Source organism: Maricaulis sp. MIT060901 (assembly GCF_047123815.1).
In the GTDB taxonomy this organism is placed as follows: domain Bacteria; phylum Pseudomonadota; class Alphaproteobacteria; order Caulobacterales; family Maricaulaceae; genus Maricaulis.
Genome location: NZ_CP138920.1, coordinates 1,811,591 through 1,837,520, shown reverse-complemented (window position 1 = coordinate 1,837,520; position 25,930 = coordinate 1,811,591). Strand labels below are relative to the sequence as shown.

Annotated in this window: 24 protein-coding genes and 1 tRNA gene; 10 read left to right on the top strand and 15 right to left on the bottom strand. The window is 60.3% G+C overall.

Annotation, left to right across the window (positions count from 1 at the left end; translation table 11 throughout):
* Positions 1–5 precede the first annotated feature (5 nt).
* From SIC17_RS09035 to SIC17_RS08980, 12 genes are all read right to left on the bottom strand, one after another.
* Positions 6–1,307 (bottom strand): S41 family peptidase, encoded by a 1,302-nt coding sequence (locus SIC17_RS09035; RefSeq protein ID WP_291891119.1) that lies wholly within the window; start codon positions 1,305–1,307, stop codon positions 6–8.
* Positions 1,308–1,344: 37 nt separating this feature from the next.
* A complete protein-coding gene (locus SIC17_RS09030) occupies positions 1,345–2,562 on the bottom strand; it encodes a murein hydrolase activator EnvC family protein (RefSeq protein WP_291891117.1) in 1,218 nt (405 codons plus the stop codon).
* A 31-nt stretch (positions 2,563–2,593) separates the two neighbouring features.
* Positions 2,594–3,064 (bottom strand): 23S rRNA (pseudouridine(1915)-N(3))-methyltransferase RlmH, encoded by a 471-nt coding sequence (rlmH, locus tag SIC17_RS09025; protein WP_291891115.1) that lies wholly within the window; start codon positions 3,062–3,064, stop codon positions 2,594–2,596.
* Positions 3,065–3,469: a ribosome silencing factor gene (rsfS, locus tag SIC17_RS09020; protein ID WP_291891113.1), complete on the bottom strand. Its 405-nt coding sequence runs from the start codon at positions 3,467–3,469 to the stop codon at positions 3,065–3,067.
* Between the two features lie 47 nt (positions 3,470–3,516).
* A complete protein-coding gene (egtD, locus tag SIC17_RS09015; RefSeq protein WP_291891111.1) occupies positions 3,517–4,521 on the bottom strand; it encodes an L-histidine N(alpha)-methyltransferase in 1,005 nt (334 codons plus the stop codon).
* Between the two features lie 37 nt (positions 4,522–4,558).
* Positions 4,559–5,212, bottom strand: a complete 654-nt coding sequence (locus SIC17_RS09010; RefSeq protein ID WP_291891110.1) for a nicotinate-nucleotide adenylyltransferase — start codon at positions 5,210–5,212, stop codon at positions 4,559–4,561.
* Positions 5,205–6,437, bottom strand: a complete 1,233-nt coding sequence (locus SIC17_RS09005; protein ID WP_412546915.1) for a glutamate-5-semialdehyde dehydrogenase — start codon at positions 6,435–6,437, stop codon at positions 5,205–5,207. Before SIC17_RS09005 ends, SIC17_RS09010 begins: the two co-directional genes overlap by 8 nt.
* Before the next feature lie 39 nt (positions 6,438–6,476).
* Positions 6,477–7,592, bottom strand: coding sequence for a glutamate 5-kinase (gene proB / locus SIC17_RS09000; protein ID WP_366940049.1), 1,116 nt, complete (start codon positions 7,590–7,592; stop codon positions 6,477–6,479).
* The gene (obgE, locus tag SIC17_RS08995; protein WP_291891107.1) at positions 7,580–8,641 is read right to left on the bottom strand and encodes a GTPase ObgE; all 1,062 of its coding nucleotides are present in this window, start codon (positions 8,639–8,641) and stop codon (positions 7,580–7,582) included. The genes proB and obgE overlap by 13 nt, the downstream gene beginning before the upstream one ends.
* Positions 8,642–8,698: 57 nt before the next feature.
* Positions 8,699–9,208: a GNAT family N-acetyltransferase gene (locus tag SIC17_RS08990; protein WP_412545148.1), complete on the bottom strand. Its 510-nt coding sequence runs from the start codon at positions 9,206–9,208 to the stop codon at positions 8,699–8,701.
* A 156-nt stretch (positions 9,209–9,364) separates the two neighbouring features.
* Positions 9,365–9,634 carry a 50S ribosomal protein L27 gene (rpmA, locus tag SIC17_RS08985; RefSeq protein WP_291891105.1) on the bottom strand — a complete coding sequence of 90 codons (270 nt, stop codon included), beginning with the start codon at positions 9,632–9,634 and terminating at the stop codon, positions 9,365–9,367.
* Positions 9,635–9,646: 12 nt separating this feature from the next.
* The gene (locus SIC17_RS08980) at positions 9,647–10,294 is read right to left on the bottom strand and encodes a 50S ribosomal protein L21 (protein ID WP_412545147.1); all 648 of its coding nucleotides are present in this window, start codon (positions 10,292–10,294) and stop codon (positions 9,647–9,649) included.
* Here SIC17_RS08980 and SIC17_RS08975 point away from each other — a divergent pair.
* The 3 genes from SIC17_RS08975 to SIC17_RS08965 all read left to right on the top strand — a co-directional run bounded on the left by SIC17_RS08975 (position 10,293) and on the right by SIC17_RS08965 (position 12,494).
* Positions 10,293–10,598 (top strand): hypothetical protein, encoded by a 306-nt coding sequence (locus SIC17_RS08975; RefSeq protein WP_412545146.1) that lies wholly within the window; start codon positions 10,293–10,295, stop codon positions 10,596–10,598. The genes SIC17_RS08980 and SIC17_RS08975 overlap by 2 nt on opposite strands.
* Before the next feature lie 224 nt (positions 10,599–10,822).
* A tRNA-Ser gene (locus SIC17_RS08970) sits at positions 10,823–10,912 on the top strand.
* 163 nt (positions 10,913–11,075) lie between these two features.
* Complete coding sequence (locus tag SIC17_RS08965) at positions 11,076–12,494, top strand: serine hydrolase domain-containing protein (protein ID WP_412545145.1); 1,419 nt, start codon at positions 11,076–11,078, stop codon at positions 12,492–12,494.
* Between the two features lie 110 nt (positions 12,495–12,604).
* Here SIC17_RS08965 and pepF read toward each other — a convergent pair whose 3' ends face one another.
* Positions 12,605–14,503 carry an oligoendopeptidase F gene (gene pepF / locus SIC17_RS08960; protein WP_412545144.1) on the bottom strand — a complete coding sequence of 633 codons (1,899 nt, stop codon included), beginning with the start codon at positions 14,501–14,503 and terminating at the stop codon, positions 12,605–12,607.
* A 314-nt stretch (positions 14,504–14,817) separates the two neighbouring features.
* Between pepF and SIC17_RS08955 the strand changes: the two genes are divergently transcribed.
* The 4 genes from SIC17_RS08955 to SIC17_RS08940 all read left to right on the top strand — a co-directional run bounded on the left by SIC17_RS08955 (position 14,818) and on the right by SIC17_RS08940 (position 19,127).
* Positions 14,818–16,038 (top strand): GTP-binding protein, encoded by a 1,221-nt coding sequence (locus SIC17_RS08955; RefSeq protein ID WP_412545143.1) that lies wholly within the window; start codon positions 14,818–14,820, stop codon positions 16,036–16,038.
* The gene (locus SIC17_RS08950; RefSeq protein ID WP_412545142.1) at positions 16,035–16,667 is read left to right on the top strand and encodes a DUF1826 domain-containing protein; all 633 of its coding nucleotides are present in this window, start codon (positions 16,035–16,037) and stop codon (positions 16,665–16,667) included. Before SIC17_RS08955 ends, SIC17_RS08950 begins: the two co-directional genes overlap by 4 nt.
* Before the next feature lie 120 nt (positions 16,668–16,787).
* Positions 16,788–17,960 (top strand): saccharopine dehydrogenase family protein, encoded by a 1,173-nt coding sequence (locus tag SIC17_RS08945; protein ID WP_412545141.1) that lies wholly within the window; start codon positions 16,788–16,790, stop codon positions 17,958–17,960.
* Between the two features lie 3 nt (positions 17,961–17,963).
* Positions 17,964–19,127 carry an iron-containing alcohol dehydrogenase gene (locus SIC17_RS08940; RefSeq protein WP_412545140.1) on the top strand — a complete coding sequence of 388 codons (1,164 nt, stop codon included), beginning with the start codon at positions 17,964–17,966 and terminating at the stop codon, positions 19,125–19,127.
* Between the two features lie 69 nt (positions 19,128–19,196).
* Here the strand turns inward: SIC17_RS08940 and SIC17_RS08935 are convergent, their stop codons facing one another.
* Entirely contained in the window at positions 19,197–20,021 is an 825-nt protein-coding gene (locus tag SIC17_RS08935) for a flagellin (RefSeq protein ID WP_291891097.1), read from the bottom strand.
* Positions 20,022–20,278: 257 nt separating this feature from the next.
* Here SIC17_RS08935 and SIC17_RS08930 point away from each other — a divergent pair, with 257 nt between their 5' ends.
* The 3 genes from SIC17_RS08930 (at position 20,279) to SIC17_RS08920 (ending at position 24,898) form a co-directional block, all read left to right on the top strand.
* Positions 20,279–20,542: a DUF4212 domain-containing protein gene (locus tag SIC17_RS08930; protein WP_412546914.1), complete on the top strand. Its 264-nt coding sequence runs from the start codon at positions 20,279–20,281 to the stop codon at positions 20,540–20,542.
* A gap of 9 nt (positions 20,543–20,551) precedes the next feature.
* A complete protein-coding gene (locus tag SIC17_RS08925) occupies positions 20,552–22,459 on the top strand; it encodes a sodium:solute symporter family protein (protein WP_291891095.1) in 1,908 nt (635 codons plus the stop codon).
* Between the two features lie 195 nt (positions 22,460–22,654).
* Complete coding sequence (locus tag SIC17_RS08920; RefSeq protein ID WP_412545139.1) at positions 22,655–24,898, top strand: DVUA0089 family protein; 2,244 nt, start codon at positions 22,655–22,657, stop codon at positions 24,896–24,898.
* A 333-nt stretch (positions 24,899–25,231) separates the two neighbouring features.
* Here the strand turns inward: SIC17_RS08920 and SIC17_RS08915 are convergent, their stop codons facing one another.
* Positions 25,232–25,765: a sensor histidine kinase gene (locus SIC17_RS08915; RefSeq protein WP_412545138.1), complete on the bottom strand. Its 534-nt coding sequence runs from the start codon at positions 25,763–25,765 to the stop codon at positions 25,232–25,234.
* Positions 25,766–25,930: the final 165 nt, after the last annotated feature.

Genomic DNA, 25,930 nt, shown 5'->3' with positions numbered 1-25,930 from the left:
GAGACCTATTGCAAGGATGCCTGCTGACGCTCCATCGAGGCGCGCAGGATCTCGCGTGCACGATGTAGCTGATAATCCTCGTTCTCGTTCCAGTCTTCTGGCGGCTGTTCGATCACCGCCAGATCCTGCTCGATCCGCTCGGCACCGGTGTCATTGTCCAGCGCACCATCGAGATCAGCTTCGGACGACATGGCGGCGTCTTCGCCATCTTCGATCGGGAAAGAACTGATCTGGAGATCAGGAATAATGCCCGTCGCCTGGATAGAACGACCCGCCGGCGTGTAATACCTGCCGGTCGTCAGGCGCAGCGCACCATCACGTCCACCTCGCAGCGGGATGATCGTCTGGACCGACCCTTTGCCGAAGCTGGTCATGCCAATCAGCTGGGCGCGTTCGCGGTCCTGCAGGGCACCGGCCACGATCTCCGCAGCACTGGCAGAACCCTCATTGATCAGGATCACGATCGGTGAACCATCGAGGCGGTCGCCCGGACGCGCATTGTAGCGCTGGGTGTCGCGCGGATCGCGCGTGCGGGTGGAAACCACTTCGCCACCATCCAGGAAGGCATCGGTCACACCGATCGCCTGGTCGAGAAGACCACCCGGATTGAAACGCAGGTCCAGGATCAGGCCCGGCAGAGGACCGTCATTTTCACGCTCGAGCTCGACCAGCTGCTCCAGCAGCATCTCGGTTGTACGCTCGTTGAAACCGGAGATGCGCAGATAGGGCAGCCCCTCCTCGATACGCGAGACGACGGTGCGCAGCGGAATGGTGTCGCGGACGAGCGTGACGTCGAACGGCACATCATCGCCACGGGAAATCGTGATGGTGACCGGGTCACCGACTGCACCGCGCATCAACTCAACCGCGTCGGTCACAGACGCGCCACGAATATCCTCGCCATCAACGGCGACAATTCGGTCATTGGTGCGCAGGCCCGCACGTTCCGCTGGCGTGTCACTGATCGGGGAAACGACGGTGATGTAGTCATCGCGGCTGACAACTTCCATGCCCAGGCCGCCATACTCGCCACGCGTGGTGACCTGCAGGTCCTGATAACTTTCCGGATTGTGATAACCCGAGTGCGGATCAAGCGAGTCGAGCATGCCTTCGATGGCTGCCTCGATCAGGGCGGCCTGTTCGGTGTCTGATACATAATCGGACTCGATCCGGCTGAGGACATCGCCAAAGAGCTCAAGCTGGCGGAATGTTTCCGTTCGGTCTTCCTGGCTGCCTTCTGCAGAAACCGCGAGCGCAAATGCCCCCAGAGCGAAAGCCGAAACCGAAGCGAGAATATTGATCCGCATGTAAGCGCGCGTCCTTTCCGCGTAACTCCTGAAACGGCTATCGGCTGCTGCGGAGCCAGGGCCCCGGGTCAACAGCATTTCCGTTCCTTCTCAGCTCCAGATACAATTCTGGTGCCGTTTGGCCGTTTTGTGGCATTGCACCAACGGGTTCTCCCGCGAGGACGCTTTGCCCGGCGCTGGCATAGGTCACGGCCATGCCTGCCAGCACGATATAGTAGTCATCTCCGACATTCAGTATCAAGAGACCGCCGTAGGTGTTGAACGGTCCGGCATACTCGACCTGAGCATCGAAAGGAGACACTACCTGTGCTCCACCGCGCGTTCGAATGAAAATTCCTTCAGATCGTGTGCCATCTTCGGTCACATCGCCGTATTCAGTCGCAATCGCCCCGGCAGCTGGCGGGCGCAGGCGTCCTCGCGCTTCAGCGAAGCGCAAACTCTCCAGTGGAACCAGTGGGGCCTGGGCGTCGGTCAGGCCGCGCACGGGCCGCAATCGCGGCGTGGGAATGTCATCAGAGCCCAGCAGACGCCTTGGACTGATAGAGGGCACCACATCAGACATGCGTGCGATCTCACCGAGAAGTGATCGGATCGATTGCGCGCGCTCTCCGGCTTGGCTGGATTCAGTGAGCAATTCCTCAGCTTCGTTGCGACGGCGTGCCTCGAGGGCCCGGCGCTCGGCGATCATGACCTGTAACTCCAGGCGCTGACCTGTCAGGGCATTCTCGGCGCTGGCCATCGTGATCTGCTCGGCCTCAATGGAAGCACGAACGGCGCGAAGGGCTTCAAGCTCCTCCGCCAGTTCAGCCGCCCGCTCTCGAAGCGCCGGAGCCAGTTCAGACATCAGACTGGCCGCACGCGCGGCCTCCGCAGCGTCATCCGGCGACGCCATCAGGGCAGGCGGTGTTTGCGACTCGATGCGCTGGATCGCTGCGAGCACGTCTATCAATGTCTCGCGGTTTGCCGCCAGGCGATCAAGGATTTCCGCCTCTTCGGCTGATAGGCGAACGAGCTCACCTTCCGAGCGCAAGGCTGCGTTCTCACTGGCATCAACTTCACGGCCCAGGGCGACCAGCTGTTGCTGAAGGGCCGAGATTTCGCGTGAAATCTCCTCAGCCTGCTCGCGCGCAATGCGGGCCTCTTCAGCGCTTAGCTGTTCCTGCTGCTCAAGGCGTTCGGCCTCCGCCGGATCGGGCGGAACCGAGTCCGGTGGCTGGGTAACAGCCAGAAACGAGACGAAAAGGAGCGGGATCATGAAGGCAAGCTAGCTCTGCCAAGGTTAACGCTCAATCACGATGATATGGCGATCCGGCCAGAATTGAGGCGGCACGATAGATCTGTTCCGCGATCATCACGCGAACCAGCATATGCGGCCAGACCAGCGATCCAAAGGACAGCACCAGGTCCGGCTGCGGGAGCACGCCGCGATCATGCCCGTCAGCGCCACCAATACAGAAAACCGCCTCACGACTGCCATCGTCGCGCCAGCGACCAAGCTGCTGAGCAAGCTGCGGGGAGGTCAGCGTCTTGCCGCGTTCGTCCAGCAGGATAATGCGCGCACCCGAAGGCAGCGCGCCCGCTAGGGCACGGCTCTCATCGGCTTTGCTTTTCAGGCTGCGGTTATCAATCTCGAGCTCGCCGGCCGGTCCTAGCCCGAGCGGGCGTCCGGTTTGTGTGGCACGCTTGAGATAATCATCAACCAGCTCACGCTCGGGGCCGCCCTTGAGCCGCCCCAAGGCCGCGATTGTGAGTTTCACCTAGGACGCCGTATCGTCCGGCTCGACCGACCACATCTTCTCCAGATTGTAGAAGCTGCGAACTTCCGGTCGGAACAGGTGGATGACGATATCGCCGGCATCAATCAGCACCCAGTCACAGGTCTGCAGGCCTTCAACGCGCGCACCGGAACGTCCCGACTCCTTGATTCCACGCAACAAGTGATCCGCCAGCGCGTTTACATGACGCGCAGAACGACCGGATGCGATGATCATGATGTCGGTAACGGACGATTTGCCACGAAGGTCGATCGAGACGATGTCTTCAGCTTTGTCGTCTTCCAAACTGTCGATAATGAGCGTTTCCAGCTCTTCGACGGGTCCATCTTCGCCAGTGACACGAACGGCCGCAGCCGCTTCGCCTTCAACCTGGCGGATTGTTTCCATAGACAGGGGGTTGTCCTTTCTGACCACCAATACAAGGGACGTCTATATCACGCTTCCCAGTTTGGTTCGAGCCAGTAGAGCGAGAAGAGTTCAGCCTGGTCTGACCAGTGCTTGACGACCGTGTATCCGGCGCTCTCCGCCAGCAACTGAAAGCTCGTCGGCGTGAATTTGTGGGAGTTTTCGGTGTGCAAGGTCTCGCCGACCTCAAACACATGGACCTTGCCGTTCAGCTCGATTTCGGTGCGGCGTTGGGCAACGAGATGCATCTCGATACGCTGAAGCTCTGTGTTCCAGATGGATTTGTGGGTGAAATCCTCAACATTGAGAGTGGCTCCCAGCTCGCTCCGGATTCGCTCGAGCAGGTTGAGATTGAAGGCGGCGGTGACGCCAGCTGCGTCGTCATAGGCATCAACCAGGATCTGTTCGTCCTTGACCCGGTCCGCGCCGATCAGGACAGCATCCCCCTTTCGCATGCCCGAGCGAAAACCGGCCAGTACGGCCCGCGCATCGGCCGGTTCGAAATTGCCAATGGTTGATCCCGGGAAAAAGATCAGGCGACGCCCGTCCGGCAGGGGAAGGTGGTCCAGCTTCAGACCAGCCGTGAAGTTCGCACACACAGCGCCAATGGCCACATCGGGATAATCCCGCGCCAGGTCTTCACACGCCGCAATCAGGTGATCGCGTGAGATATCCAGACCAACATAACCGGACGCATCGCCCAGCGCATCCAGCAGCGTGCGGATCTTCACGCTCGACCCTGATCCGGGTTCGATCACCACGGCGCCGGCACCGGCCCGCAACGAGAGCTCGCTGGAGATCTTGCCCAGCAAGTCCAGCTCGGTGCGTGTCACATAATACTCCGGCAATTCGGTGATCTGGTCGAACAGGGCGGACCCTTCCTGATCGTAGAAATAGACCGGCGGGATGGAACGCGGCGTCGCGGACAGACCCTCCTCGACATCACGCATGAAATCTCCAAGCGGCGGATGCTGGTCGTCAAAAAAATTGATCAGGGCATGCGCAGATTGGCGGCCGATCACTTGGTCGGTCATGTAAACTTCCAGTTTGCTGCGGAGAAAAGGGCGAGATCTAGCGTTGTGCGCGTATCGCGCTCGAGGACTCCGATTGTAACGGTTCAATCAGATAGGTCCATGCCGGCGCCGTTTTAAGAGCCAGATTTTTCGCGTCATACTCACGAATTCGTGCATTGCGATAGACACTTGCCGCAATCGACAGGCGCGCCCTGACCGGATCTTGCGGCCTGGAAACCACGACGACAGGTACGCAGTTGAATATATCCCGCCAGCGATACCAGCGATGAAATCCACGCAGGTTGTCCGCCCCCATCACCCAGACGAAACTGTTGTTTGGAAATCGCTTTTTCAGCTCTGACAGCAGCGCCATCGTATGCTGAACACCCCAGCGACGCTCGACATCACTGATCACCATACCCGGCTTTTGGACCGTCCCCTGCACGGCCTGGAACCGCTCCGCAAAGGCGTCAGCCTTGCGGTTCTTGATGGGATTCTGAGGTGAAACAAGCCACCAGATACGGTCCAGACCCAACCGTCTCATCGCCGCTATGGCGACATGCATATGTCCGCCATGCACCGGATCGAAACTGCCCCCGAACAAACCGACACGCTGACCCGATGCGAGGGCCTCACCCTGAAGCACACGAGCGCCACATCGACCGGGTGCGGACCGGCGTCCCGTAACAGGTTGCGAGCGTCGTCTAGCCACGCGTCTGCCCATCACCACGAACGACGTATTTGTAACTCGTCAGCTGGCGCGCACCGACCGGACCGCGCGCATGCAGGCGGGAGGTGGCGATGCCGATCTCGGCGCCGAAGCCGAACTCGCCGCCATCTGAAAAACCTGTCGAGGCATTGGCGATGACCACGGCGCTGTCGACCGTGTTGAGGAAGGCCTCCTGAACCACCGCATCGCCAGCCAAAACAAGATCCGTGTGACCGGACCCGTATTGGGCGATATGGGCAGTTGCCCCTTCCAGCCCGTCCACCACGCGCGCAGCAATAATGGCATCGAGGAATTCATGCCCCCAGTCGCCGTCACTGGCGGCCACAGCCGAAGAAAAGGCCCCGCGCAAGCTCTCGTCAGCCCGGATTTCACAGCCGGCATCGCTGAGCGCCTCGGCAATCATCGGCCAATGCGTGGCGACTGCAGCGCGATCGATCAACAGACATTCCAGCGCATTGCAGACGCCGGTTCGGCGCAGCTTGGCATTGAGGATGATGGCGCGGGCCATGTCACGATCGGCACTGGGATGCAGATAGGCGTGGCAGATCCCGTCCAGATGCCCCAGCACCGGAATCCGTGCCTCGGCCTGTACACGCGCGACAAGGGCTTTGCCACCCCGCGGAATTACCAGGTCCAGCTGGCCCTCAAGGCCTGACAGCATCGCACCGACGAAGGCCCGGTCTGCCGTATCGGGATGCTGAACCAGGTCAGCAGGGAATCCTGCCGCTTCCAGGCCGCGACGGATCGCGGAAACAAGCGCCAGCGCGGATTGCAGGGAATCCGACCCGGAGCGAAGCAGGACGGCGTTACCCGAGCGGATCGCAAGGGCCGCCGCATCCGCCGTTACATTGGGGCGCGCTTCGAAAATCACACCCAGAACACCGATCGGCACCCGAACCTGGGAGATATTCACCCCGCTCGGCGCCTCCCAGGCCTCAATCACCTCACCCAGAGGATCATTCTGCGCTGCAATCTGGCGCACAGCGGCGGCAATGTCGCCCAAACGGGCTTCATTCAACATCAAACGATCGAGAAAAGCCGCCGGTCGGTCATTGGCGCGAGCTGTCTCCATATCCCGGGCATTGGCCGCGAGGATCGCGTCAGAGGCGGCCTCCATCGCGACCGCGACCGAGCTTAAAGCGGCAGACCGTTGTTCCGCCGGAAGGTTTGCAGCCGCCTGTCGCGCCGACTGGGCACGCTGCGCCATCTCCAGGGCCAGACTTTCAACCGTCACAGCACTACTCCGCTAGCTGAGCAGGATATCGTCGGCATGCACCAGGGCAGCCGCTCGTTTATATCCGAGGATTTCTTCAATTCGATCAGTCTTCTGCCCGCCAATCAAGCGCGCATCATTGGCGTCGTAGGCAGATATGCCCCGCGCAATGACCTGTCCCTGGGCGGAGACGATCATCACCGGATCGCCCCGCTCGAACTGACCAGAGACAGCTGTCACCCCCACCGGCAACAACGACTTGCCGTCGCGCACCGCTTTTCCGGCACCATCATCCACCTGGATGGATCCCTTGGGGTCGATCGCGCCGGCAAGCCAGGATGTCCGACCAATCCGCATGCCTTCCGGCGCTGAGAACCAGCTGCCATGTCCCGCATCTGCGAGGGACTGGATAGGCTTGTCGTGGGCACCATGTGTAATCGCCGTAGCACAGCCCGATTGCGCCGCAATGCCGGCAGCCGCCAGCTTGGTGACCATGCCACCGGTCCCGACCCCGGCCTCGGCATTGCCATCTCCCGCCATGGCCAGGATCTCGTCCGTGATCTCGGGGACCTCGCTCAGCTTTCGGGCCCCAGGGTCATTGCGCGGGTCGACTGTGTAGAGACCATCGATATCCGACAGCAAGACCAGCAGATCCGCCCCCACCAACTGCGCCACGCGCGCAGCGAGCCGGTCATTGTCGCCATAGCGGATTTCTTCGGTCGCGACGGTGTCATTCTCATTGACGACCGGCACGGCGCCCAGGTCCAGAAGGGTGTTGAGCGTGGAGCGTGCATTGAGCCAGCGACGGCGGATTTCAGTCACGTCGAGCGTGATAAGAGCCTGCGCCGTCTGTAGCTTGTGCGGCTCGAACGCCCTCGCCCAGGCGTCAACCAGCAGGGTCTGCCCCGCGGCGGCGGCAGCCTGTTTCTGCTCCAGCGTCAGCCCGCCCTTGCGTAGCCCCAGCTTGGGTCGACCGAGCGCCACCGCACCGGAGGAGACAATCGTCGTCCGGACACCCTGCGCATGCAAGGCGGCGATATCATCGGCAATTCTCTGGAAAGCGGCCGGTCCCTCCTGTAGCAGCGCGGAACCGACTTTCACGACCAGGCTGCGGACAGAAGTGAACGCAGCCCGTGTCACGGCGCCCAGCCTGGCTCTTCGTCGTCACCGGCTTCCGCGGCAGCAGCGGCGGCTACTTCCTCGGCACGCTCCAGCTTGACCATGTCCCAGGCTGCGGAGCAGAGCTGCTTAACACCGGACCCGGACACGCCAGACATCTGCACGACCGGCTGCCCAATCGCCTCGGAAAGCGCCTTGGCGCGCTCTGCTGCGTCATCATCTGTCATGGCATCGGTCTTGTTGAGAACGATGATCTCGGCCTTGTCTTCCAGACCACCACCATAGGCCAGCAATTCCTGGCGGACTGTATGATAGGCGCTGACCGGGTCTTCCTGGGTGCCATCAATCAAGTGGATGAGGGAGGCGCACCGCTCGATATGACCCAAGAAACGATCGCCGATGCCGGCACCTTCGTGCGCACCCTCGATAAGACCGGGAATATCAGCCACGATAAAACGCGAGCCCGGCCCCAGATCAACCACCCCCAGATTGGGATAAAGCGTGGTGAAGGGATAGGCGGCAATCTTGGGATTGGCGCGGCTGACCGCGCTCAGGAATGTCGACTTGCCGGCATTGGGCAGTCCGACCAGGCCGACATCCGCGATTAGCTTGAGGCGCAGCCAGAGCCAGCGCTCCTCGCCCGGCCAGCCCGGGGTGGATTTGCGGGGGGCCTGGTTGGTAGAGGATTTGAAGCGGGCATTGCCCTTGCCGCCATCACCGCCCTTGGCGAGCATGACACGCTGGCCGATCTCTACGAGGTCAGCCAGGACCTCGTCATTATCCTCGTCCAGGACCTGCGTACCCGCAGGCACTTGCAGGACAACATCGTCTCCACCGGCACCCGTCTTGTTGCGGCCCATGCCGTGCGTGCCGACCTGGGCCTTGAAATGCTGCTGGTAGCGATAGTCGATCAGCGTGTTGAGACCTTCAACCGCCTCGACCCAGACATCGCCACCCTTGCCGCCATCACCGCCATCCGGACCGCCATATTCGACATAGGCCTCCCGTCGGAAGGAGACACAACCGGCTCCTCCGTTCCCGGATTTCACAAAGACTTTGACCTGATCGAGGAATTTCATGCTGTTACCTTGCTTTGAGCCTGTATAGCCGGAAGCGCTTCAAAAGCCATCTTTTCACTACGCTGCCGTTTGCTTTTCGCCGACCAGCGTCATGCTCTTGCAGGGATAACGGCCCATTCGTGCCATGGAGAAGAGGTGCGGCTCCTCTCCGGTGTATTCAAAGCCCAGCTTCTGCAGGATACGCCCCGAAGCGGGGTTGTCAGCATAGTGTCCGGCGACCACGCGGCCTGCGCCCAGTTCGGTTCGCGCATAATCCACAAGGGCCCGGCCGATTTCGGTCCCCAGCCCCTGCCCCCAGAAGGGCTTGGCGATCCAGTAACCGATCTCCCAGTCGCTGTCGGGCGCGCGGCGGAACACGCCGCCCCCGCCTGCCAGCTCACCGTCCATCTCGACCGTCATGGACGTATTGCGACCCGGCGCCCATCCGGCCCGCGTTTGCAACACCCAGATCTCGGCAGAGATCAGCGGGTAGGGCGAGGGGATGCGGCTGGTCATCTTCGCCACATCGATATCTCCGGCAAAACGCGACAAGGCCGGGGCATCCCTCAGCTCGGGCAAACGCAACAACGTTCTCTCGGTTCTTATCTGCGGACCCATGTCCGTCTCCATCAAACACCCGGGGAGAAACAAAAAGGGGAGACGGTGGCCCGTCTCCCCTTTTGCGCTATTGCGCTCGTCGGACCCCGCTGTTCAAGCGAACGGTCCGATATCTCATGAACCGTTCTATTCGGCTGCGTCTGCAATCGGCTCTACGGATACGTAGGATTTGCCGCCAGACTTTTTCTGGAATTTCACGCGACCTTCGGTCAGTGCGAAGAGCGTGTGATCTTTACCCATGCCAACATTGGCGCCCGGATTTACCTTGGTGCCACGCTGACGAATGATGATGTTGCCCGGGATCACGTGCTGACCACCGGATTTCTTGACACCAAGGCGCCGGCCTTCGGAGTCGCGTCCGTTACGGGATGAGCCGCCTGCTTTTTTGTGAGCCATTGACTAGTCCTCCTACTTCGCTGCCAGAGCTTTGGCAGCAGCAATCCAGTCACCCTTCTCGGCTTTCGCCGTTACGCCGAGGGCTTCCATGTCTGCGTCGGTCCAAGCTGCGATCTGTGCAAAGCTCGTGACACCTGCTTCGTTCAGTTTCTTCGCCAGGGCCGGGCCAACGCCGGTCAGCTGGGTCAGGTCATCATTGGCGGCCGGAGCAGCAGCTTCCTTCTTCGGCGCGGCCTTCTTGGCTTCGGCCTTTTTCGGAGCAGCCTTGGCTTTCGGCGCTTCCGTCTTGGCGTCCTCGACAACCGGAGCGGCGGTCGTGGTCTTCAGCTTCGTCTTGGCCTTGGAGCCCGGCGCAACGATTTCCGCGATGCGAACCGTGGTGCCCCACTGGCGGTGGCCCTTGGTGCGACGGTAGTTCTGGCGACGGCGCTTCTTGAAGACGATGATCTTGCGGTCGCGATCAGTCACCAGCACTTCGCCGATAACCTGCGCGCCCTCAACCGTCGGAGCACCAACGGTCACACCTTCTTCGCCGCCAAGCATCAGAACATCGCCCATATCGAGCGTGTCGCCAGCCTGGCCTTCAAGTTTTTCTACCCGGATCTCGTCTCCGGTGGCGACACGGTATTGCTTGCCGCCGGTCTTGATCACTGCAAACATGATCGAATTCCTTTTGTGCGATCCTGTCGGTCCGCTGCCGGCCACCCTGGCCAAACCGCTCCGCAGGTCCTTTTTCTTCACTGCGTTTGTGGCGCAGCGTTGTGGCAATAAAACCGGCCCGCAAGGCAAGCGCCATGCGGGCAGGAGCGGGCGTTATACGCAGCCAGCCATGAGAGTCAATCACGACAGGCGTTTTTGGACACTATCTGCAGAGACGTCGGCCCGTGCATACATCACCGGCAGGGTGATCGCGCTCCACGCGGCGCTCTTCCGCACGCTGCGCGCGTTCCTCATCGGTCAGTGATGAACTCGCACACCCGGTCAGGACCAGGCTGGAAAAAATCAAACTCAACAGGACACGCACGATCGGCTCCCCCAAAACAAAACTCGCCACCTCGGCACGGAACCGCCTCTGAGGGCAAACCACAAATTACGATCTGCACAGGCAGATCAAACTGCTGACAGCACGCAAGCACAGCGCCGGCCCTTGATTTTATCCGATCACTCAGCCATTACGCCTGTCCCCGCGGAGAGGTGCCGGAGTGGTCGAACGGGGCGGTCTCGAAAACCGTTGAGCGCGCAAGCGTTCCGAGGGTTCGAATCCCTCTCTCTCCGCCACTATCCCGTTCAACAATCGCTCAAACGAATACGAAACGCGGGACATGCGCTGCGTTCCTGTTCGGATGTTCCCGAATAGCCACTGCCACGGGCCTGGGTTAGGTTCGGGCCTCAGTTGATTTGTTCGCCCTTTTTTTCGCGGAGGCCCTGCTAGATGTGGCGCTTGCTCTCATTGCTAACAGCCCTGGTCCTGACCAGCCCCGTCAACGCGCAATCCGGGGAGACCATGCAGGCCATCGAGGCCCTGGTAGACGAGGCCATGCCGACATCATCGGCACCAGGCCTGGCCTATGCGGTGGTTGAGCGAGGCACTGTCCAGACCAGTGCCCGAGGCGAAATGCTCCTAGGCAGCGGACGAGCCGTCACAGCGGATACGCCCTTCCAGCTGGGGTCAATTTCCAAGAGTTTCACGGCCATGGCCGTCATGCAGCTGGTCGAGGCCGGGGAAGTTTCCCTGGATGCCGGGATCTCGACCTATCTCGAGGAATTCAACGGCCAGGCCGGCGCGGCGATCACCGTGCGTGAACTCCTCAGCCATACCAGCGGTTACTCGACCCTGCAGGGCAATCAATCCCACACCGACCAGACCGGCGGATCGGACGAGCTTGCTGCCCGTGTTAACCGACTCGCAGAGCTCGTTCCGGCAGCGCAGAGGGGTCAGCGCTGGTGGTACTCAAACGCCAACTACCTGATCCTTGGCCGGCTTGTCGAAGTGGTCAGCGGGGCGACTTTCGCAGACTATATCGAAAGCGAAATCCTCGAACCCGCCGGCATGAACAGCAGTTTTGTTGCTGACGGCGAGGTTCACGAGACCATCGCGACCGGGCATCCACCCTGGTTTACCGGCCGTCGGCCAGTCGCAGACCGCAGGACATCACGTGTCATGGCGCCTGCGGGCGGTGTCATCGCCAGTGCTGCCGATGTCGCTCGCTACCTGGCCATCATGACCAATGGCCAGGACGATTTGATCAGTGCCGAGAGCAAAGCCCTGATGCTGCAACCCGCAAACGTGGCATCACCTTTCTACGGGCTGGGCTGGTTCATCGATGTCGAGAATGGTGATGCCTATCACACAGGCCTGAGCCCGGGCGTCGAGACGATTGCGGCGCTGTCCCTATCTGAAGGTCGGGGCGTCGTGGTTCTGGTCAATGCTAGCAGCGGCATGGGGTTTGGCCTCACAGCGGATCTCCTGTCCGGCATTCCGGCGATCGCCCTGGACGATCCGTATGTCAGCGTTGGCAGCCAGCTGTCAGCGAAACTCTTCTTTGTCATGTTGATGAGCCTGCCGGTCTTCTTCGTTGCAGGCATTGTCGGAGCCTGGCTGCTGAGGGCCGGCTTGCGGGCGAAATCAGGCGTGTCTGGTCATTTCAGCCTCTGGTTCCCGCTGCTCACTACCGGCACGATGAGCTGGGCCTTCCTCAGCCTGGTTCCCAACCTGTTCAGCGTGCCGCTGAACACGCTGAGCCTCTATCAGCCGGACATGGTGATCTTGCTGATCGCCAGTTCCGTGACCGGTCTAGCTCTGGCGGTGTTCAGGCTCGGTGTGTTCTATCTGGGACGAAACGAGCAAATCCAGGCCTGAGCCACCACCCCGTTTGTCATCGCGGCCGAGCAGACTGAGCTATTTGCACCAAAAGAAAGGCGCGGCAGAGTGGAGCTCCGCCGCGCCTGCGTTCGGGAATGCTCCGAGGCTTATTGCTCGCGCGCGTCGAGGATGGCCTCGATCTCGTCCATCACCGCCACCATGCGATCGATCACGGCATTGTAGGGATCGGCCGACGTCATATCGAGACCTGCATCACGCAGGATCTCGACCGGATAATCGGAGCCACCGGCCTTGAGGAAATCTAGATAGGTCTCGCGAGCCTGGTCACCACCGTCTTCCAGCTGATCCACGAAGTACGCGGCACCCGCTATCGAGGTCGCATACTGGTATACGTAGAAATTGAAATAGAAGTGCGGAATATAGGCCCACTCGATCGTCTCCCGATCGGTGATGGTGAGGACGCCTTCATCATGGCCGTGATATCGGCGCAGGATCTCACCATAGATCTCGGTCATGCGCGCGCCGGTCATCGCCTCGCCACGCTCCACGGCTTCGTGAATGGCGACTTCGAACTCCGAGAACATCACCTGGCGGAAATAGGTGCCACGCATCTGTTCCAGGGCGTAACCGAGATAGAAGAGACGCTCATTCTCGCTCGCGGCCTGTTCGAGCATGTGCTCCTGCAGCATCAGCTCCTGGGCAATGGCTGCGATCTCCGTGGTGAAGATGGAGAAGCTGGACAGCTCGTGGGGCTGGTTTTCATTAGTCAGGACCTGGTGCATCGCGTGGCCCCATTCGTGGGCATAGGTCGATGCGCTGTTATAGGTGTCCTGGTGATTGAGCAGGATCAGCGGATGAACGTCGTAGGCCGAGCCTGACATGTAGGCACCCGATGCCTTGCCAGGCTGCGGGTAGACGTGCATCCAGCGCTCTTGGGAGGCCGCTGCAAAACTGTCTACATATTCCGGCCCCAGCGGAGCCATGGAGGCCAGCACGTGTTCACGTGTCTCGTCGATCGGGAAACTCAGATCCGTCTCGACCAGTGCCGGGTAGATGTCGTGATATCCCAGATCCTCAATCTCCAGCATGCGGGCGCGCAGGCGGAAGTAACGGTGCAGGACATCAATGCGGTCATTGGTGACCTGGACAAGAGTCCGATAGACCTCTTCCGGGATATTGTCGCCGGACAGGAAATACTGGAGCGTATTGTCGTAATTGCGGGCGCGAGCCGTCGCAACATTGGCCTGGACCTCGCCGTTCAGCGTCGCGCCAAACGTGCTTTCATAATCAGACCAGCGACCCCAGAAAGCATCAAAGACCGCTTCCCGGTCCGCGCGGTTGGGCGCTTCCCGATAGAGGCCATAGCCGGCCGGCGTTAGATGCGCCTCGGTGCCGTCGCTCAGCGTGATGGTCGGCCATTCGATCTCGGCATTGGCCAGCAGGTTGCGCGCATTCTGGGACGCGCCAAGCGCAATCCCCATCAATGAGAGCACCTGTTCGGCTTCCGGGGTCAGGACATGCTCGCCCTGGCGAAGCGTATCTCGCAGGCCGCGGGCATGTTTGGCGAGCCCATCTTCACGCGAAATGAAGCCTTCAATGCGACGTTCGCCCAGGGCCACAATTTCCGGCGCCATATAGCTCTGTGCGGCGGCGGCCTGCTGGAACAGGGCCTGAACGCGGCCAACCATGGCCTGGCCATCCGGATCTCCCAGATTGGTGGACCGGGTGTTCGAGGCATAGGTCCACACACGCAGAACTTCGCGATAGAAGGTGGATTGCGCATCGAGTGCTTCGAGCAATGTCTGCGCTTCATCCAGGCGACCCTCATAGGCCGCAAGACCAGCCACTTCGCCCTGGAGGCGTTCCAGCTCGGCATCCCAGTCGTCGTAGGACGGGTAGAACGGGGTCAGGTCCCAGACATAGGCCTCGTCAACGGCCGGCGCGGTGTCCTGGGCTATTGCCGGCCCGGCGAGTGCCGCGAATACCAGCGTACTGGCCGCAGCGAACTTGATGGCGGAGCGATTAAGCTTCTTGATCGTTTTCATGATTATCCGAGCGCAACACGCTCGACCCCTCAGTAATGACTTGAATGCGGGAATTGTGGTTCGGTAGGCTCTAGCCGCTTGAACCCTTTTACGTTCGTGAGGCCGCGGCGACATTTCCGGTCGGTTGATTTTCCTTAATCATCCTGTGCCGCTCTTCCCGATCCCGGCCGAGCACGGTGCCCTCGCCAGACCCATTAATCCTCGCAAACGCGTCCCGCATGGGCTGAGCAGTCCCGATATTGTTCACGAACATGTTATATTATAACGTTTCCGAAACCACTCCCGTCAACTCTCGATGCCGAAGGGATTTCCAGATGGCCTCCACCACAGACAAACGCCTGCCTGTCACCGTTCTGTCCGGGTTTCTCGGCGCCGGCAAAACAACCCTTCTCAATCGGGTTTTGAACAATCGGGAAGGGCTGCGGGTTGCCGTGATCGTAAACGACATGTCCGAAGTGAATATCGATGCGGAGCTCGTACGCAACGGAACGGAGCTGAGCCGAACAGATGAGACGCTCGTAGAGATGTCCAACGGGTGCATCTGCTGCACGCTGCGAGATGATCTGCTTGCGGAAGTTCGACGCCTTGCCGAGGAAAAGCGCTTTGACTACCTGCTGATTGAATCAACAGGCATCTCCGAACCACTGCCCGTCGCCGCGACGTTTGATTTTCGGACCGAGGAAGGCGAGAGCCTGTCAGATGTTGCGCGTATCGACACAATGGTGACGGTCGTCGATGCCGTGAACCTTCTGCGTGACTTTTCCAGTCATGACTTCCTGAAAGACCTTGGGGAATCCCTCGGCGACGAAGATGCCCGCACCCTGGTTCATCTACTGACCGACCAGATCGAGTTTGCCGACATCATCATTCTGAACAAGGTGAAAGACGCGCGACCGGATCAAGTCGATGCGGCCCGCAAGATCATCCGTAGCCTCAACGCCGACGTCCGAATACTCGAAACCAACTATTCCGAGGTCCCAACAGAAGCGATCCTCAACACCGGTCTGTTCGATTTCGCCAAGGCACATGAACACCCGATGTGGGCCAAGGAGTTATATGGCTACGCAGACCACACGCCTGAGACTGAAGAATACGGTGTGTCATCCTACGTCTATCGAGCACGCCGCCCCTTTCAACCAGATCGACTCCATGCCGTTCTGAACGGGCCGCTGCCCGGCGTCATCCGCGCGAAAGGACATTTTTGGCTCGCAACCCGTCCCACCTGGGTCGCCGAATTTTCGATGGCAGGCGCGCTCTCAAGTGTTGAACCAATTGGCACATGGTGGGCGAGCGTTCCGCGTGAAAACTGGCCTCAGGGAGCCGGCGTCGACGCCTATCTGGCCGACCACTGGCAGGAGCCGTTCGGAGATCGTCGCCAGGAACTCGTCTTCATCGGGGCCGGCATTGATTGGCCTGCACTGAAGGCACAGCTGGACTCGGCTCTTCTGCCTGAAATTCAGGCCTACTCGCCGCACAACATTCCAGACATGGCTGATCCTTTTCCCGTTTGGCAGCGCGCCGAAGCGGCCGAGTGAGCACGCCGACCCCGGATACGAAAATGCGGGCCGATGCACTGCTCCCCGTGACAAGCATGGGCGAATTCGCGCCTCTGCTCGAACGCGGCGCCGAGGGCCTCATCTGGGGTCGTGAACTCCCCTCATACGTTGCTGTGGAAATGCAAAGCTGGAATATGGCTGGCGCTGTGCCAGAACGGTTTCTCTCCGATGCTGGAGGGATCAGGCGCCATGTGGATGCGATTCTGGAGAGCTGGAGCGGGCTTTCACACAACAGCCGAGAATGGCTGGCGACCGACATCGCAGAGCTCGGCATGGCCATGGCCCGCCTGCTTTCCACCGACACACTCATGGTCCGGGTCGAACCCGTTAGAGACGATGCCTGTCGCCGTTTTCACAAGGATGTTGTCAAAGCGCGCCTGATTTGCACCTACAAAGGCCCGGGCACAGAGTATGGCTTTGCGGATCAGGATCACGACCAGCCGCTGACAGCCGGTTCCGTCCCGACTGGCGCCCCGATCATCCTCAGGGGCAAGCGCTGGCCCAACAATGCTGAAACAGAGCTCCTTCATCGATCCCCTGTGATCGAGGCCAGAGGTGAAAGCAGGTTTCTTGTTGTCATAAACGAAGCGCCGACTAGTGCTTCCTGAATTCTCTCGGCCCAGAGAGGACAAGAAATTCTGCGCGCCTGTCTCGACTTGTCGATCCGAAGCCCCCACCTTGCGGGTTCCGAAAAAAGCAAAACTTCCCCGCAAATCTCAGGACTGAACATGACCCAGCGCAAATTTGACGTCGTTATCTTTGGCGCCACCGGCTTTACCGGCCGCCTCGTGGCCGAATACCTGGTTGCCGAATACGGATCCTCGGTTCGCTGGGCGATGGCGGGACGTTCCGCTGACAAGCTTGCCGCCGTTCGCGACGAGATTGGCGCCCCGGGAGATACGCCACTGATTGTTGCGGACAGTTCCGACCCGGCCTCCCTGCAGGCGATGGCAGAGGACACCGCCGCCGTCATCACGACAGTCGGCCCCTACCAGCTTTATGGCGAACCGCTCGTAAAAGCCTGCGTCGCGGCCGGCACGGACTATGTCGATCTGTGCGGTGAGCCGGCCTGGATGCACGACATCATCCGCACCTATGATGCGCCGGCCCGCGAAAGCGGTGCGCGCATTGTGCTTTCATGCGGGTTCGACTCCATCCCGTTTGATCTGGGCGTCTATTTCCTGCAACAGCACGCGATCAAACAGACCGGCGCGCCTCTGCAACGCGTGAAGGGCCGTGTGCGCAAGATGAAGGGCACTTTCTCCGGCGGCACAGCAGCAAGCTTTGCCCAGACCATGGCGCGTGCCGCCAAGGAACCGGAGGTTATCAATCGCCTACGCGATCCGTTCAGCCTGGTGCCGGATTTCGATGGCCCGCGCCAACCCTCCGGCAGCAAGGTGATTTTCGAGGAAGATCTGAACACCTGGTCCGCGCCTTTCATCATGGCGTCGATCAACACCAAGAATGTGCATCGCTCAAACGCCCTGCTGGGTCATCGTTATGGCGAGGACTTTGTCTATGACGAGATGTTTGCAACCGGGCCCGGCGACAACGGCGAGCAATTTGCCAACATGATCGCCAATGACAAATCGATGGCCGAAAACCCGCCCAAGCCTGGTGAGGGCCCGAGCAAGGAAGAGCGGGAAAGCGGCTTCTACGACGCCATGTTTACCGGTCTTGCCGCCGACGGTGCTCGGCTAACCGCGGGTGTCAGCGGCGACAAGGACCCCGGTTATGGCTCCACATCCAAGATGATTGCCGAAGCGGCTCTGTGCCTGGTCCAGAATGTGGATCGCTCACAGACATCTGGCGGTGTCTACACACCGGCCCCGGCCATGGGTGAAGCCCTGATCGAGCGGCTTGAAACCCATGCCGGCCTGAAATTCGGCATGGAGGGCTGACCCTTGTCCGTAGCCCGCATCGACCTGACCCCGGATCTACGGATCGGGGGCGGCGCCCTGGCTGAATTGCCGGACGCCCTGGCACGGACGGGCTGCAAACATCCGCTGATCATCACCGACCGGGTGATGGACGAGCTGGGTTATCTGTCACGGGTCAAAGGCCTGCTGGAACAAGCCGGCCTGGCCAGTGGCATTTTCCTCGACACGGTTCCGGAACCGACCGTCGCCTGTGTCGAGGCCGGATTGTCAGTCTACCGCACCGATCAGTTCGACGGCTTGGTCGCGCTGGGAGGCGGCAGTGCCATCGACACCGCCAAGGCCATGAGCGCGCGATTGGCTACAGATATGCCGATGCATGCGCTCAAGGTTCCGCACATCATCACCCACAAGGGGCCGCCTGTGTTCGCCATACCGACAACGGCGGGCACGGGCTCGGAAGTGACCCGCGTCACGGTGATCACGGATGGAACAACCGATGAGAAAATGCTGTGCATGGGACCCGGCCTCATGCCTGCGGCGGCCATCGTCGACTATGAGCTGACCCTGACCGTGCCGCTACGGACCACGGCCGATACGGGCATCGACTCCCTGACCCACGCCATCGAGGCCTATGTCAGCCGCAAGGCCAATGCCTTTTCCGACCAGCAGGCACTGGGGGCCATGCGTTTGATCGCGGCGAATATCCGCACGGCCTTTCACAACCCGGACAACCACGCTGCCCGCGAGGCCATGATGGCGGGTGCGACCCTGGCCGGGATGGCATTTTCCAATGCCTCGGTCGCCCTTGTTCACGGAATGAGCCGGCCGATAGGCGCATTTTTCCATGTGCCCCACGGCCTTTCCAACGCCATGTTACTGCCCGCCATCACACGCTGGTCGATCCCGGGGGCACCCGCGCGCTATGCCGAATGCGCCCGCGCGATGGGAGTTGTTTCAGCCGATCTCGAAGATGAGGCGGCGTGCACGAAGCTGGTCGACGAGTTGATGGCTCTTAATGAAGAGCTTTGCGTGCCCGCCATGTCGGAATACGGCCTGGACGAGGAACGATATCACGCACTTCTGGAAACAATGGCCGAACAGGCCGCAGCCTCTGGCTCCCCGGCCAACAATCCGCGCCCGCCCAGTCAGGCCGACATGGTCGCGCTTTACCGGGAAGTGTGGGCCTGATTTCCAACGAGAAGGGCCCGAACCGTTGCCGGTCCGGGCCCTCATCTGTTCTGGCTATTCGCGCTTCAATTAGCGGAAGTAACCCAGGATCGTCGCCGGAGCGCTGTTGGCAATCGACAGGGCCTGTACACCCAATTGCTGTTTCACCTGCAAGGACTGCAGACGCGCGCTTTCCTTGGCGAGGTCAGCGTCGACGAGGTTGCCGATACCCTTTTCCAGGGAGTCAGACAGCTTGCCAACGAAGTCCTTGTGAATGCCCAGGGACTTGGACGCCGTACCCAGACGCGCCAGGGACGAGTTGAGATTGTTGATCGAGGTCGAGATCGTACCAGCGATCGTGCTGGCCGCGCCAGCGGACTCGAAGGAAGCCGTCGCGCCGAGGGTTACAACACCGCCGCCCAGGGAGAGGTTCTCGTCCTGGATAGAAATGGTGGAGGAGCCGGATGCATTGGCGAGGGCCGAGATCGAGGTCACCGAGTTGTTGATCATGTTGGTGCCGTTGAACGACGCGTTCGACACGATCTTGCCAACCTGGTCACGCAGGGCCTTGAAGTCCTCGTTCAGCGCGTTGCGAGACGCCGTATCCAGCGAGGCATCAGACGCCGCCAGGGCCTTTTCCTTCATCTCGACCAGAATATCCGAAACCGCTTCACCCGCTGCCAGCGCAACGTCCACGGTCGACGCGGCCAGGTCGAGCGAATTGCCGACAGCCTCGTAACCCTTTACGTCCGCGCGCATTTTCTGGGCGATAGCATAGACACCACCATTGTCCTTGGCGGACGCTACTGCCAGGCCCGTATTAATACGAGACTGGACCTGGGTGATGTCGCGATTGGTTGCATTGAGATTTTGCAGCGCCACCATGGCACCCGCATTGGTATTGATAGTCGCCATTTCTTGGCTCCCCACACTTTCTGTATCCACAAATGACGATGGGCCGGAGCTCTTTGTCTCCTGATAGGTTCACCGCCATGTTCAAACGCTAGCAAAACAAGCTGAATCTTTCGGAAACACCACATTGAGGTTTTGGAAACCCGGAGAAAGGGCAAATAGATTCAAGTCCTTCGCCAGCATCCTTTCCCCGCTCTGCGACTGACCATATAGATGAAATGAACACGGGGAGGGAATTCGTGACCGAGCAATCGACAGGCATGTCCAAGGATGCCGCACGTGCCTATTGGCGTGAAAACCTCGCCTTGATGGGCGTGCTGCTGGCGATCTGGTTTGCCGTTTCCTTTGGCGCCGGGATTTTGGCGCGTGAGTGGCTCGACCAGTTCTCGATCGGAGCCGCTCCCCTGGGGTTCTGGTTCGCACAACAGGGCGCGATTCTCGTTTTTGTCGGCCTGATCTTTGTCTACGCCTTTCGCATGCAGCAGATCGAGCGGAAGTACGGCATCAGTGACGATAACGACTAGGGGGCAATGATGGATTCCACACTGCTCTGGACCGCGTTCTTCGTCATCGCGACCTTCGGTCTTTACATCGGCATTGCCATCTGGGCCCGGGCCGGATCAACCAATGACTTCTACGTCGCAGGACACGACGTCCCGCCCGTCTTCAACGGCATGGCGACGGCGGCAGACTGGATGAGCGCAGCGTCATTCCTCTCCATGGCCGGGATCATTGCGTTTTCCGGCTATGACGGTTCGGTCTATCTGATGGGCTGGACCGGCGGCTATGTGCTGCTGGCCTTGTTGCTGGCGCCCTATCTGCGCAAGTTCGGCAAGTTCACCGTGCCCGATTTTGTCGGTGATCGATATTACAGCCAGGCCGCGCGGATCGTAGCAGTCATCTGCGCGCTGTTCATCTCCTTTACCTATATCGCCGGCCAGATGCGCGGGGTCGGGATCGCCTTCTCCAACTTCCTGCACGTGCCCATCGAAATCGGCGTGATCGTCGGCGCGATAATTGTGCTCTTCTACGCCGTGCTCGGCGGCATGAAAGGCATCACCTACACCCAGGTCGCGCAGTATTGCGTTCTCATATTCGCGTTCATGGTTCCGGCGATTTTCCTGTCCCTCCAGATCACCGGCACACCCATTCCGCAGCTCGGCTTCATCGGCAATGCGGAGAATGGAACGCCGCTCCTGCTGAACCTTGACCGGACGCTCGTGGATCTGGGTTTCCAACCCTATACGCAGGGCCTCAAGAGCAAGCTCGACGTCTTTGCCATCGCCCTGGCCCTGATGGTGGGCACAGCCGGCCTGCCGCACGTCATCATTCGCTTTTTCACGGTCCCGAAGGCTTCCGATGCCCGCAAGTCTGCCGGATGGGCCCTCGTCTTCATCGCCGTTCTTTACACAACAGCCCCCGCAGTGGCCGTCTTCGCCCGCTCCAACTTCATCGAAACAGTCAATGAGAGTGCCTATTCCGAAGAGGTCGCCCGGGGAGACATCTCGGCCAGTGAGCTGCCAGAAGGCGCGACGCCGGAATGGTTCTACAACTGGGAACGCACCGGCCTCCTCGGCTTCACCGATCGAAACGGAGATGGCCGGATTCAGTACCGCGCCGACCCCGATGAAAACGAAGTCACCACGCTGGATCGCGACATATTCGTCCTGGCCAATCCCGAAATCGGCGGATTACCAGCCTGGGTCATCGGCCTGGTTGTCGCCGGCGGTCTCGCGGCAGCACTCTCAACCGCTGCTGGCCTGTTGATGGTGATATCATCAGCGGTATCGCATGACCTCTGCAAGAAAGTCCTGTTGCCGGACCTCAGCGAGGCGAAGGAGTTGCTGGTCGCTCGCAGCGCAGCTGTTGCGGCGGTCCTGATCGCCATCCTGGCCGGCATTTACCCGCCGGGCTTTGTGGCTGCCGTTGTGGCCTTCGCCTTTGGCCTCGCCGCCGCAAGTTTCTTCCCCGTGATCTTCATGGGCATCTTCTGGAAACGCATGAACCGGGAGGGCGCAATCGCTGGAATGGTGACGGGGCTTTTGACCACCGGACTCTACATCATCCATTTCAAGATCGGCTTCTCCTCTCTGGTCACAGGTGTGCTTGCGATGATCCTTGCGATCGCTGCGGGCATCCTCTTCCTGGGGACACGAACCGAGAACAAATCGACACCATCTCTGCTCGTTGCTGCGGGTCTCCTGGGAGGTGTCGCCTTGCTCGGCCTGTTTGGTGCCCTGCCCAACCTGCCCCCGGGTACAAGCGAAGGCTGGTTCATGGGGGTTTCACCGGAAGGCATCGGCACGGTCGGCATGATCGTGAGTTTCCTGACAGCAACCGGCGTGGCCCTGACAACCCAGGCACCGCCGCAAGGTGTCCAGGACCTTGTCGAGGACATTCGCATCCCAAAAACGAGCACGCGGGAGACAAGACAGCAATAACCACCGCGCAGGCGCGATCCGGGACTGGCCGGCACTTTGTTGCCGCACCCGATCAATCGCCTGCAACCCCACCTCGCCACGACAGAATGATCGTTCAGCCGTCCGTCACACGGCTTGTTGTAGCGATGGCAAACCGCTACACCGAATGTCGTTATTCACCGGCCGTTGCCGGTCCATGAGCAGGGGGAAGCTCGCATGCGTCATACCGTTCTTACATCCATGTTTGCCTTGATGGCCGGATCCGCCATCACATTGCCTGCGATCGGCCAGGATTTCTCCGGCAGCATCAGTGAAGAAGGCGGTTCCGCCGAGTTCACCGTGTCGCTGGAAGCCGGCCAACTGGTCACGCTGACCACGTATTCAGACGAGAATTTCGACACCATCCTGCGTCTGCTGGGCACAGACGGTAAACCACTGGCTGAAAACGATGACATGCCGTCCGGCTCGCTTCAGTCCCAGATCATCTACATGCCCAGTGAAAGCGGCGATTATACCGCTTCCGTCTCCGGTTATGGCGACGCGACCGGCTCGTTTGAACTGAACGTCACTGCTGGTCTGGAAGTTGGTCTCTCTGGCGACGCCACACGCATTTCCGAAGACCAGCTGACGCTGGGGCGCGGCAATGACCACCGCATTCCGGTAGATCTGGCCGCAGATGACATTCTGGTCGCGACAACCTTCGCGCTTGGCGATGAGCTCGACACGACACTGACACTCTACGCCGCTGACGGCGAGGTGCTGGCGGTCAATGACGACATGGAACCGGGTGTCCTCAACTCGCAGATCATCTTCCAGGCTTCGGAAGACATGCGCGTCGAGATTCAGCCAGGCACCTTCAACAATACCGGCTCGGGTGACATCGTCCTGTCGCTCGCGACGGACCCCCACGCCTCGGTGCCATTCGATTTCTCGACCATTGAGGGCGAGTTGATCGAGGCCCATACCGGCCAGATCGACAACGAGACCCAGACAATCGCCTATCCGATTGAGGTGTCTGAAGGCCAGACGATTTATGCCGTCGCGGAGACAACAAGTGGCGATCTCGACACCGTCCTGCGTCTGCTCGATCCATCAGGCAATCCGGTGGCTCTGAATGATGATCGTGGCGACGGCTCGCTGAACTCAGCCGTTGGCCACACGGCGCGTGAGAGTGGCACCTATACCGTGTCCATGGAACGCTATCGCAGCGGCGACAGCTCGGGTGAATTCCAGCTTCAGATCCTCAATGTCGACCGGTCTGTCGTTCAGGTCCTGCAAGACCTGCTGGACCGGGTGGTGACGCTGAGCGGCGAAACCCGCATCATCACCACGGATGACTTCGTCGTTCACTACACGCTGGACGGCGTGGATGCGTCTTCAGAGGAATATGCCATTCAGGTCGGCGACGCGCTGCAGGAACTCCTCGACATCCAGATCAACCGGATGGGCTGGGCAGAACCGGTCCGCGACGAAGATGGCATGTATCGCGTCTTTATCGCCGACGCCGATGGCGCATTGGGCGTGGCCTACCCGGTACAGGTCACCTTCGACAATCCCCATACCGACACGCGCGAAAACACTGCAGCGCGCGCAGTCTTGCAGATCGAGAATGATTTCCGCGGCCTGGGCAAGGAAGCATCAGCCTTCAGCCTGATGCGCGCGACCGCAACGCACGAATTCAACCATGTCATCCAGTTCGGCTATGATTCCGAGGAAGCGCTGGGCTGGCTCTACGAGTCCACGGCTTCCTGGATTGAAACCGTCACCGTCGGCTCCGACCAGGATGCCACGGATTATGTCGCGACCGACTATGAGGCGCCGGAAATCTGCTGGACGACGCACGAGGAAGGTTATGACTACGCTCAATGGACCTTGCTTCAGTCCATTGCTGATGTGCATGGCGAGAACATGATCGTGCGCTTCTGGGAGAATACCGTCGACATGGACGGGTTCGAGACCATGTCCGCCGCGCTGGAAACGGCCGATACGACACTTCTTGATGCCGTCCTGCGCTGGCGCGCCCAGAATTTTGCCCGTGATTACGACCTGGCCTCGCATTTCGACACCTCTGTTCGCCTGCAGCATACGCTGAGCGAGGAAGGCCGCTGGACCACCAAGGGCGGGCTGGAACAGACCGGCGCCAACTATATCGAGCTGGCTATGGACGGACGCTACAACATCGCACTCGAGAGCGATGCCAGTCTGGAACTTGTCGCCCTCACGCATTCCGGCGACCAGGTTCACGTCACGCCGCTGGGCAGCGAAGGTGTCATCGACACGACCGGCAATGACTACACCGCCCTGATGGTGTTCAACCGCGCCCTTCCGGAAACGCCGGGAGAATGTTCCGGCTCCGGCTACTCGCTGACCGTCTCGTCCAGCCGGGCTGGCATCGCCTCACCAGCCTACAGTTTCAGCGCCGAGCATTTCACACCGCTTGTGGGCATCGAGAGCAACTAGAACCACGAAAGGCGCTGCGTAACAGTTGGATGAACTCGCCAAGGTCTTACGCTCAGTGAAACTGAGCGTAAGACGGGCCAGCTGACTGCGGAAGCGCTGGGTGGCCAGACGGCCGCGATGGAGGCATTGTACTCCGCGATAGGCTGATCACCGTTGCACTGGAACCGGCTAGTTGCAGAGCAGGTCATCGCCCTCGGGCGCTGCAACCTGTCAAACTCCAACGTGGTGCCGCTGGCGACCGAAGTCAGACGATCGAGATCACTGCAGTGCGAGAAAGGGGGTGTACCCCCATTCTCGCAAAACCGGCAGATGCGTCGCCCCTGTGACAAGAGACTATCCGGCGAGACCGGCCCGCGGACATATCAGCCGTGCAACAACGCCGCGCCCGGGCTCAGCGTCCAAACTCAGCACCAACCCGCCTTTCTCGGCGAGCCGGAAGATGATTTCCAATCCCAGTCCCGAATGGCGGCGAGATGGATCTTGGACGAGTTTCTGTAAACTCTGCCCGGTCATGTGAAGCGGTGCGGACCCCAGTCCCTTGCCATTGTCAGCAACAAGGATTTCGATCTGTTCGGCGCCGGCGCGCGCACCGACCAAGATCCGATCGCCACCTGAATGATAGATGGCATTGGCGACCAGATTAGTGAGAATGTGTTCGACGATACCCGGATCCACGCGGACAACGGCTGAACTTTCGACAATTTTCAAAGTGATGTTGCGACTGACCGCGACGTCCTGAAACGCCGAGCGGACCGAGTTAAACAGAGCAACAGTCGCAACGTCCTCCCCTTCCACTCGCCCTCGATCCCGGTCCAGATAAGACAACTCAAGCACCGAGGAGAGCATGCGCGCCACATTTCGTAGCATGTCACGCTGCTTTCGTGAGAATTTCTGGGCATTCTCCCAATCGCGTTTCTCGATCTGCTCTTCCAGCAGCGTAGCGTTAAGGTCAAGCGCATAGACCGGCTGACGAATGTCATGTCCCGTTGCAGCCAGGAGAAACGTCGCGAATTCCTGTGCTCTTTCAGCCTC

Coding starts and splice junctions, on each gene's coding strand:
- SIC17_RS09035 (WP_291891119.1), bottom strand. CDS start 1,307: ATGCGGATCAATATTCTCGCTTCGGTTTCGGCTTTCGCTCTGGGGGCA.
- SIC17_RS09030 (WP_291891117.1), bottom strand. CDS start 2,562: ATGATCCCGCTCCTTTTCGTCTCGTTTCTGGCTGTTACCCAGCCACCG.
- rsfS (WP_291891113.1), bottom strand. CDS start 3,469: ATGGAAACAATCCGCCAGGTTGAAGGCGAAGCGGCTGCGGCCGTTCGT.
- egtD (WP_291891111.1), bottom strand. CDS start 4,521: ATGACCGACCAAGTGATCGGCCGCCAATCTGCGCATGCCCTGATCAAT.
- SIC17_RS09005 (WP_412546915.1), bottom strand. CDS start 6,437: ATGGCGCAGCGTGCCCAGTCGGCGCGACAGGCGGCTGCAAACCTTCCG.
- obgE (WP_291891107.1), bottom strand. CDS start 8,641: ATGAAATTCCTCGATCAGGTCAAAGTCTTTGTGAAATCCGGGAACGGA.
- rpmA (WP_291891105.1), bottom strand. CDS start 9,634: ATGGCTCACAAAAAAGCAGGCGGCTCATCCCGTAACGGACGCGACTCC.
- SIC17_RS08975 (WP_412545146.1), top strand. CDS start 10,293: ATGATCGAATTCCTTTTGTGCGATCCTGTCGGTCCGCTGCCGGCCACC.
- SIC17_RS08980 (WP_412545147.1), bottom strand. CDS start 10,294: ATGTTTGCAGTGATCAAGACCGGCGGCAAGCAATACCGTGTCGCCACC.
- pepF (WP_412545144.1), bottom strand. CDS start 14,503: ATGAAAACGATCAAGAAGCTTAATCGCTCCGCCATCAAGTTCGCTGCG.
- SIC17_RS08955 (WP_412545143.1), top strand. CDS start 14,818: ATGGCCTCCACCACAGACAAACGCCTGCCTGTCACCGTTCTGTCCGGG.
- SIC17_RS08945 (WP_412545141.1), top strand. CDS start 16,788: ATGACCCAGCGCAAATTTGACGTCGTTATCTTTGGCGCCACCGGCTTT.
- SIC17_RS08935 (WP_291891097.1), bottom strand. CDS start 20,021: ATGGCGACTATCAATACCAATGCGGGTGCCATGGTGGCGCTGCAAAAT.
- SIC17_RS08930 (WP_412546914.1), top strand. CDS start 20,279: ATGTCCAAGGATGCCGCACGTGCCTATTGGCGTGAAAACCTCGCCTTG.
- SIC17_RS08925 (WP_291891095.1), top strand. CDS start 20,552: ATGGATTCCACACTGCTCTGGACCGCGTTCTTCGTCATCGCGACCTTC.
- SIC17_RS08920 (WP_412545139.1), top strand. CDS start 22,655: ATGCGTCATACCGTTCTTACATCCATGTTTGCCTTGATGGCCGGATCC.
- SIC17_RS08915 (WP_412545138.1), bottom strand. CDS start 25,765: ATGCTACGAAATGTGGCGCGCATGCTCTCCTCGGTGCTTGAGTTGTCT.